Source organism: Caldicoprobacter sp., assembly GCF_047459465.1.
GTDB lineage: Bacteria > Bacillota > Clostridia > Caldicoprobacterales > Caldicoprobacteraceae > Caldicoprobacter.
Window position 1 is genome coordinate 1 of the sequence record NZ_VSCO01000086.1, and the last position, 7848, is coordinate 7848.

The following is a 7848-nucleotide window of genomic DNA, read 5'->3' on the forward strand; positions in this document are numbered from 1 at the left end:
GGCGTGGATCGGCCGCCACTACGTGCCCTGGGGTATAGGTTCCCAGTGTAGAGTATTCCCATTCCCGTACCTTCCATACTTTTATGCGCTGCTCCCCTAGAAAGGTAAAGGTTCCAGGCCAGGGCGTCAGTCCCCTCACCAAATTCTTGATGCGAAGGGCACTCTGGGTCCAATCGATATTGCCCATGGCCTTATCTATCTTTTTACAGTATGTGGCCTTATCGTGCTCCTGGGGACGGCCGGCAGGTCGCCCCTTCTCAAATAGCTTTAGAGTTTCGGCCAGCACCTGCCCACCCAGCGCAGCCAGTCGGTCATGCAACTCATCGGCCTGCTCCTCGGGGTGTATAGGGATGCTCCTCTGGAGTATTATGTCGCCGGTATCCATGCCCTCATCCATATACATTATCGTTATGCCCGTCTCAGCCTCCCCATCTATTAAAGCCTGTTGTATGGGCGAAGCGCCGCGATACTTAGGAAGTAAAGAGGCATGGACGTTTATGCATCCCAGCGGTGGAATATCGAGTATATCTTTTGGCAGTATCTGCCCATAAGCAGCGGTGACTATAAGGTCGGGCGCCAGCTCTTTCAATACCCTGATGAACTCCGGATCCCTCGCCTTTTCCGGCTGATAGACCGGTATGCCCCTTGCAACAGCCCATTCCTTAACCGGGGGAGGCGTCAGTTTATTCCCCCGGCCTTTGGGCCTGTCCGGCTGGGTAACCACGGCTATTATCCGGTGGCCGCTGCTTACAATGGCTTCAAGGGACGGTATGGCAAACTCGGGAGTGCCCATGAATACGATCCTCAGCACCTTCATCATCCTTCCTCCAACGTTCCTGGAACCATCTTGTCGATAAACAGTATGCCATCCAGGTGGTCGATTTCATGGCATAGCGCTCGGGCAAGCAATCCGGTTCCGGTAATTTCGATGGGCTCTCCCTTCCTGTTGAGGGCTTTTACCCTCACCTTTTCGGGCCGTATTACCTCTCCCCTCACCCCCGGAATGCTCAGGCACCCTTCTGCGCCCTGCTGTTGCCCCGACGTTTCTAAGATCTCGGGATTAATAAGCTCGATCAAGCCCTCCCCCACATCGATCACCACTACCCTTCGCAATATCCCTACCTGCGGGGCAGCCAGGCCTACCCCATCGGCATGCCTCATGGTCTCGGCCATGTCATCCAGCAGCTGCAAAATCCTCTCGTCGATTTTCTCCACCGGCTTGGACTCCTTGCGCAACACGTCATCCTTGCCGTATATCATAATCCTCCTTATTGCCAAAGCTTCATCATCCCTTCTAAAGCAAACTCAATGGATAAAAATCCACAATAGCGGTTTCCTTAACTCCCATAAGCCTTTCTATGCACTCATCCATCAGCCGATGATATGCCTGTTTGTATATATCATCAGGCCTGATGCGTATGAGCACCTGCCATCGGTACCTGTTATTGATCCTCTCTAAAGGAGCCGAATAGGCCCCTATATCAATAAGTCCCTGTTTCAGCACAGCGCTGGCATCAATCCTTTGCTTCAGCCAATCTCTGGTATCAAACGCCAGCCGTATGAGGTCTTCCTCCTTCTCTCCCATCATCAGTATCCTGATGATGTGTGAAAAGGGGGGATATAAAAACTGCCTACGCATCTCTATTTCCCTGTTGTAAAAGCCGACATAATCGTGCCTTGCCGCAAACGTTATGGCATAATGGTGTGGCTGATACGTCTGTATGATGACCCTCCCACCCAAAGGCCCTCGCCCAGCACGGCCGGCTACCTGGGTTATCAGCTGAAAGGCCTTTTCGCTGCTTCGATAATCGGGCAGGTTGAGCGAAGTATCAGCTGCAATGACCCCCACAAGGGTCACCCTCGGAAAATCCAGCCCCTTGGCGATCATCTGCGTGCCCAGAAGGATGTCATACTTCCCCTCTCCAAAGGCCCTTAAAATCCGCTCATGTGCCCCCTTGGTGGAAGTGGTATCCATATCCATCCTTATTATGCGAGCCTGAGGAAATAGCTTCTTTATCTCCTCTTCAGCCCGCTGGGTCCCAATCCCGAAGTGCTTGATATACTTGCTGCCGCATCTGGGGCATATGTGGGGATACGGATAGCTTGCTCCGCAGTAGTGGCACTTTAGCGTTTTATCGTAAACGTGATAGGTCAGCGATATATCGCAGTTGTGGCACTTGACCACAAAGCCGCACGAGCGACACGACACAAACTGCGCATAGCCCCTGCGATTGAGCAGCAGTATGGCCTGCTCGCCTCTTTGCAGCACGCCGTCCAGGGCACGGTAAAGCGCACCGCTCAGTATGCTGCGGTTGCCCAGCTCTATCTCCTTGCGCATATCCACAATCTCCACCGGTGGCAGTGGCCGACAATCCACCCTGTGCTCCATCCTTATCGCTTTATACGTACCCTTCTGTGCCAGGTAATAATCTACCAGGGAAGGGGTGGCACTACCCAGCAGGAGCACCGCTCCTTGAAGCTGGCATCTCTTGCGGGCAACCCCTATCGCATGGTACCTGGGCTGCATCTCCGACTTATAGCTGTCCTCATGGGCCTCATCCACAATGATAAGGCCCAGCCGCTCGAAAGGGGCAAAGACGGCCGACCGCGCCCCCACCACGATATCAACCTGCTGGTTTCTGATTCTGCGCCACTCATCGTATCGCTCACCCAGGGACAAACCGCTGTGCAGTATGGCCACCCGTTGGCCAAAATGGCTTTTAAACCGCTCCACCGTCTGGGGAGCCAAGGATATCTCTGGCACCAGCACTATGACCTGCCTGTTTAAAGCCAGGGCTTTTTGCGCTGCCTGGATATACACTTCGGTCTTGCCGCTCCCGGTCACGCCTTGAAGCAGAAACTCGCCGTATCCTCTTACAAGGGCTGCTTCCAGCATCTGGATGGCCGACTTTTGCTCTTCGGTCAAAATTTTGGGCTGAAGGCCCGTATCGGGTTCATAATTCCAGGGATTGCGATATACCTCTTGCTGTTCTATGCGAATCCAGCCCCGCTTTTCCAGGCTCTTTATGCTGGACAACGGCGCTCCAGTGACTGCTCTTACCTCTTCAAGGGGTATGCCATCCTGCTGGGCCAACAGCCTCAACACCTCGGCCATGTATTTGGACTTTTTAGCGATATGAGCGATGCGCTCCTCCACCACATCCCCATGATCGCTCAAAAACACCAGCTTTTGAGCCTTCTTTTTCACATTAGCCCTAAGGCCGGGAGGTATCATACACCTGATGGCCTCTATGGATAGGCAGTGATATTCCCCTTTCATCCAACCTATAAGAGGGATCAGGAAGTAAGGGAGTACCGGATAATCATCCAGCACCTTACCTATGGCCTTGAGCTTATCATCTGGTACATCGGCCGCGGCATCCAACCTTACCACATATCCCTCAACCAACCTATTGGACGTGCCAAAGGGCACCTGTACCCTCATTCCTACCTGAAGCTTATCTCTCAACTCGGGGGGTATGATATAATGGAACACCCTGTCAAGGGAAGGATGAGCCTGATCGATTATCACGCCGGCATATACGACATCGCTTTCCACCAAACTCCCCCCATCCGATTCATCTTTAGCAAATCCATAAAATGACATCTCACGGTAAACGCTAAACAAAAAGGGTACAAGCAAGGTACCCTTTTAAGTCAGTTTGAACCCTGGTTCAAATCAGGGCATCTTCTTATGACCTCATCGATTATCCTATGGGCAAATTCCATTTTGTCCATTTGAGGGATATTGATGACCTCCCCCTGGCGGGTGATCAATAAGCCTTCATTTGTGTCTTTTCCAAACCCTGCACCCTGCCGGGTCACATCGTTGGCCACTATGAAATCGAGGTTTTTCTCCCGCATCTTCTTCATGGCATATTCCTCGATATTCTCGGTTTCGGCAGCAAAACCCACCAGTATGCAACTGCCTTTTCGTTTGCCCAGCTCTTTCAATATATCAGGATTCTTTACCAGCGTCACGGTTAATCTATCTCTGTCCTTTTTTATCTTGGTAGGATAACAGGTTTCGGGACGATAATCCCCTACTGCCGCAGCCTTGAAAACCATTTGGCACGATGGGAAGATGTCCATTACCTTTTCAAACATCTCCTGAGCAGTTTCAACCCGATGAAGCCTTACCCCGGGGGGCGGCGATATGGATACAGGGCCCGATACCAGCTCTACATCGGCTCCCCTTTCAGCACATGCAGCGGCAATGGCATAGCCCATCTTGCCCGAGGAAGGGTTGGTGATAAACCTGATAGGGTCCAGATACTCCCTGGTTGGGCCGGCAGTCACCAATATCCTCAAGCCCTTTAAATCGCTCTTTCTCGAGAAATATCCCTCTATTGCGTCGAGTATATCCTGAACGTCGGCGAGCTTGCCTTCGCCATAATCGCCACAGGCCAACCTTCCGGTAGCCGGCGAAATAAACATATATCCCTTGCTCTTTAAAAAGCTTATGTTTTCCTGGACGATGGGATTGGTGTACATATTGGTGTTCATGGCAGGAGCAAACACCACCTGCGCTCTGGTGGCCATGATGGTGGTGGATAGAAGGTCATCGGCTATACCATGGGCCACTTTGCCCAAAATGTTGGCAGTGGCAGGCACCACCACCAGCAGGTCAGCCCACTTTGCAAGGGATATATGATCTATCTCCCATGCCCCAGGTCTGGAAAACATGTCGTAGTAAACCGGATTGCCCGACAGGGTTTCCAGCGTAAGAGGCTTTATGAACTCCATGGCATGGGCGGTCATTATAACCTTTACCTGTGCTCCCTTTTTGACAAGGGCGCTTACCACCTCTGCTGCTTTGTATGCAGCAATCCCGCCCGTTATGCCAATGACCACCTTTTTCCCCTTTACGGCACTCATATCATTTTATACCTTCTTTTGTCCGTTTATAATATACCTTGCCTTCGTTTATCTCTTCAGTTGCAATGGTGACGGGTTTGCTGGACTGCGTCGAAATCAAAGGGTGTGCCCCCGCAACCAATTGCCTTGCACGCTTTGCCACCGCCACAGCAAGGGTATAACGGCTGTCAACCTTCTTCATGAGGTCATTAAGCGACGGATAAAGCATCATCAACCCCTCCCCGTCAATTCTAAATATAGCTGTTTATTCCTATCCACACGACATTTTTCGGCAAGCACAATAGCCTCCAACTTAGCTACGGCGCTTTCTACCGTATCATTTACTATAACGTAATTATAACGGGAGATATAATTTAGCTCCTCATAGGCGCTTCGAAATCTCCTGTAGATGGTCTCGGCATCCTCGGTCCCGCGCTTGACGATGCGCTTTTTAAGCTCATCCATGGATGGAGGGATTATAAACACGAACACCGCCTCGGGGAAACGCTCCTTTACCTGAAGGGCTCCTTGTATGTCTATTTCCAATATAACATCATTACCAGCAGCCAGCTCTTCCTCTACGAATTTTTTGGGAGTACCGTAATAGTTGCCGTAAACCTCGGCATACTCCAAAAACTCCCCATTCTCTACCATTTTAAGAAAAGTTTCCTTGTCTCTGAAAAAATAGTTAATCCCTTCCTTTTCTCCAACACGGGGTTTCCGCGTGGTTACCGATACCGAGAGTTTAGCATGGGGATTTCTTTTGAGGTAGGCGCTGCATACAGTACCTTTTCCTGCACCCGAAGGACCCGATACCACGATTAGAAGCCCTTTGTTGAACGTGGTGAACATGACTTTACCTTACTCCTCTTCTTCCTCTTCTCCGGATACCGTAGAAGTGGACGGAGCGCTATCTTTCGCGTTGACGCGATGAGCCACTGTCTCGGGCTGAACGGCAGACAATATCACGTGGTCGCTGTCAGTGATTATGACAGCTCTGGTCCTTCTGCCATAGGTGGCATCGATGAGCATGCCCCTCTCCCGCGCCTCCTGTATGATTCTCTTTATGGGCGCCGAGTCGGGGCTGACAATTGCTATAAGCCGATTAGCTGAGACTATATTTCCAAATCCTATATTGACCAATTTAATGCTCATACTACACTCTCCTTTTCAGCTTTACTCGATATTTTGAACCTGTTCCCTTATCTTTTCTATTTCGCTTTTGATATCAACCACAAGGTTAATTATGGTCAAATCATTTGCCTTGGAGCCAATGGTATTGACTTCCCGGTTCATCTCCTGGACCAGGAAATCAAGTCGCCTACCTATTGGCTCAACAGATTCGAGAGCATCCCTGAATTGCTTGAAATGGCTGAACAGCCTAACTATCTCCTCAGTTATATTGCACCTTTCGGCAAAGTACATCACTTCCATGTTAAATCGGTTTTCGTCAAGTTCCGAACCCTGAAGCAGATCTTTCAATCGGTTCTTTAGCTTTTGGCGATACTCCTCCACCACCTGAGGAGCGCGCTGCTCAATGCACTTCAACATGGATTCCATTTTCTCTATGCGTTCTAACAGGTCCTTCTTTAAGTTTTCACCCTCTTTCCTGCGCATCTCCTTTACCTGGCTCAGTACCTGCTCCATAAGAGCCTTTGTCATCCGCCTGAGTGCTTCCTGATCTTCTTCCACTTCATTGATCACGAAAACGTCTGGAACAGTGAGCAACGATGATATCGAAAGGTCATTCCGCAGGTTATACTCTTGCGAAAGCTTGTTAAAGCAAGCCAGATAAGCCTCCACAAGAGGGCGGTTAACCTGTACTTCCACAACATCGCTTTGCTGACAGGTATAGCTCACGGTCACCTCCACTCTTCCTCTTGCCACATGCTGCTGGATCATGCTCCTTATATCCTCTTCAAGGAACGAAAGAGTGCGCGGCAGTTTAATATAGATATCCAAAAAACGGTGATTTAGCGTTTTTATCTCTATGGACATCTCTCTGCCCTGTTCTTCTATCTTGCCCCTACCAAACCCCGTCATGCTGTAGATCATGTTGACCGTCTCCGTTTCCTATAATAAGCTCTTGCACATTCATTCAGTATTATAACACAAATTACATCCGTTAAAAACCTGCTTTTGTCTAGTTTTAAGGAGATTACTTAAAACATAGAGCTTCATAAAGCTGATCGACACCCGGTGGGTCAAGGGGTATACGCCCTTCTTCGGTCAACAGCCATTTGGCGGTACCATCTATAACCCTGCCTACCACAGCAGCCTCGATGCCGTTGGAGTTGAGAAGCTCGACAAGCTTCTCCCCTTTGGGAGTAACTATAACCATGCAACCACTGGAGATAAGCCTTAAAGGATCTATTTGGAAGAAGCGGCAGATGGCTGCAGTCTCAGCAGCTATGGGTATCCGCCTTATATCTACCTCCACACCTCTACCCATGGCCTCGCTGATCTCCCATATGGCCCCCAGTACGCCGCCTTCGGTGGCATCGTGCATCCCGTGCACGCCGAACGCGCTGGCAAGCCGGCCTTCTTTCACAACGCTGATATGCTTTATGAAACCCTTGGCCCTTTGAACCACATCTTCAGGAAAATGGCGCAACAACAGCTCTTCCCTGTCATGAGCTAAAATGGCAGTGCCTTCCATGCCCGCTTTTTTGGTGATGACTATGTCGTCTCCCGCTCTAGCATTTGCAAATGATACCGCCTTTTCCTTATTGACCCTCCCAATAGCCGTAAGGCATAACACCATCCTGGAAACAGCGTCGGTAACCTCCGTATGGCCGCCCAAAATGTCTATACCAAGCTCCCGGGCCGCACATTCGGCATCGGCTACCACCTGCTCAATGTCCGCAGCCTCGGCATGGGCCGGAGCCAAAACGGTCAGCGTTACCCCCACCACATCGGCGCCGGTGGTCACTATATCGTTGCAGCAAATATGAACCCCTATATACCCCATTTGGCTGGAAGCTCCAGTTA

9 protein-coding genes are annotated in these 7848 nt (G+C 50.4%); all 9 read right to left on the minus strand.

Annotated elements, in window-relative coordinates; genetic code table 11:
* On the minus strand, positions 1–817 hold an 817-nt coding region (fmt, locus tag FWJ59_RS06520; protein ID WP_414481160.1), incomplete at its 3' end, for a methionyl-tRNA formyltransferase.
* Complete coding sequence (def, locus tag FWJ59_RS06525; RefSeq protein WP_414481161.1) at positions 817–1278, minus strand: peptide deformylase; 462 nt, start codon at positions 1276–1278, stop codon at positions 817–819. The genes fmt and def, both read right to left, overlap by 1 nt.
* A gap of 16 nt (positions 1279–1294) precedes the next feature.
* Positions 1295–3559, minus strand: coding sequence for a primosomal protein N' (gene priA / locus FWJ59_RS06530; protein ID WP_414481162.1), 2265 nt, complete (start codon positions 3557–3559; stop codon positions 1295–1297).
* A 98-nt stretch (positions 3560–3657) separates the two neighbouring features.
* Positions 3658–4878, minus strand: a complete 1221-nt coding sequence (gene coaBC, locus FWJ59_RS06535; RefSeq protein ID WP_414481163.1) for a bifunctional phosphopantothenoylcysteine decarboxylase/phosphopantothenate--cysteine ligase CoaBC — start codon at positions 4876–4878, stop codon at positions 3658–3660.
* A 1-nt stretch (position 4879) separates the two neighbouring features.
* Positions 4880–5089, minus strand: a complete 210-nt coding sequence (gene rpoZ / locus FWJ59_RS06540; protein WP_414481164.1) for a DNA-directed RNA polymerase subunit omega — start codon at positions 5087–5089, stop codon at positions 4880–4882.
* Positions 5089–5709 (minus strand): guanylate kinase, encoded by a 621-nt coding sequence (gene gmk, locus FWJ59_RS06545; protein ID WP_414481165.1) that lies wholly within the window; start codon positions 5707–5709, stop codon positions 5089–5091. Before gmk ends, rpoZ begins: the two co-directional genes overlap by 1 nt.
* A 9-nt stretch (positions 5710–5718) precedes the next feature.
* Positions 5719–6012, minus strand: a complete 294-nt coding sequence (remA, locus tag FWJ59_RS06550) for an extracellular matrix/biofilm regulator RemA (protein WP_414481166.1) — start codon at positions 6010–6012, stop codon at positions 5719–5721.
* Between the two features lie 21 nt (positions 6013–6033).
* Positions 6034–6912, minus strand: coding sequence for a YicC/YloC family endoribonuclease (locus FWJ59_RS06555; protein ID WP_414481167.1), 879 nt, complete (start codon positions 6910–6912; stop codon positions 6034–6036).
* Between the two features lie 103 nt (positions 6913–7015).
* Positions 7016–7848, minus strand: an 833-nt coding sequence (locus tag FWJ59_RS06560; protein ID WP_414481168.1) for an AIR synthase family protein, incomplete at its 5' end; no start/stop codon positions are given.

Excerpts from the sequence above, each read along its gene's own strand:
- FWJ59_RS06555 (WP_414481167.1), bottom strand. The coding sequence starts at position 6,912 with ATGATCTACAGCATGACGGGGTTTGGTAGGGGCAAGATAGAAGAACAG.
- rpoZ (WP_414481164.1), bottom strand. The coding sequence starts at position 5,089 with ATGATGCTTTATCCGTCGCTTAATGACCTCATGAAGAAGGTTGACAGC.
- gmk (WP_414481165.1), bottom strand. The coding sequence starts at position 5,709 with ATGTTCACCACGTTCAACAAAGGGCTTCTAATCGTGGTATCGGGTCCT.
- coaBC (WP_414481163.1), bottom strand. The coding sequence starts at position 4,878 with ATGAGTGCCGTAAAGGGGAAAAAGGTGGTCATTGGCATAACGGGCGGG.
- remA (WP_414481166.1), bottom strand. The coding sequence starts at position 6,012 with ATGAGCATTAAATTGGTCAATATAGGATTTGGAAATATAGTCTCAGCT.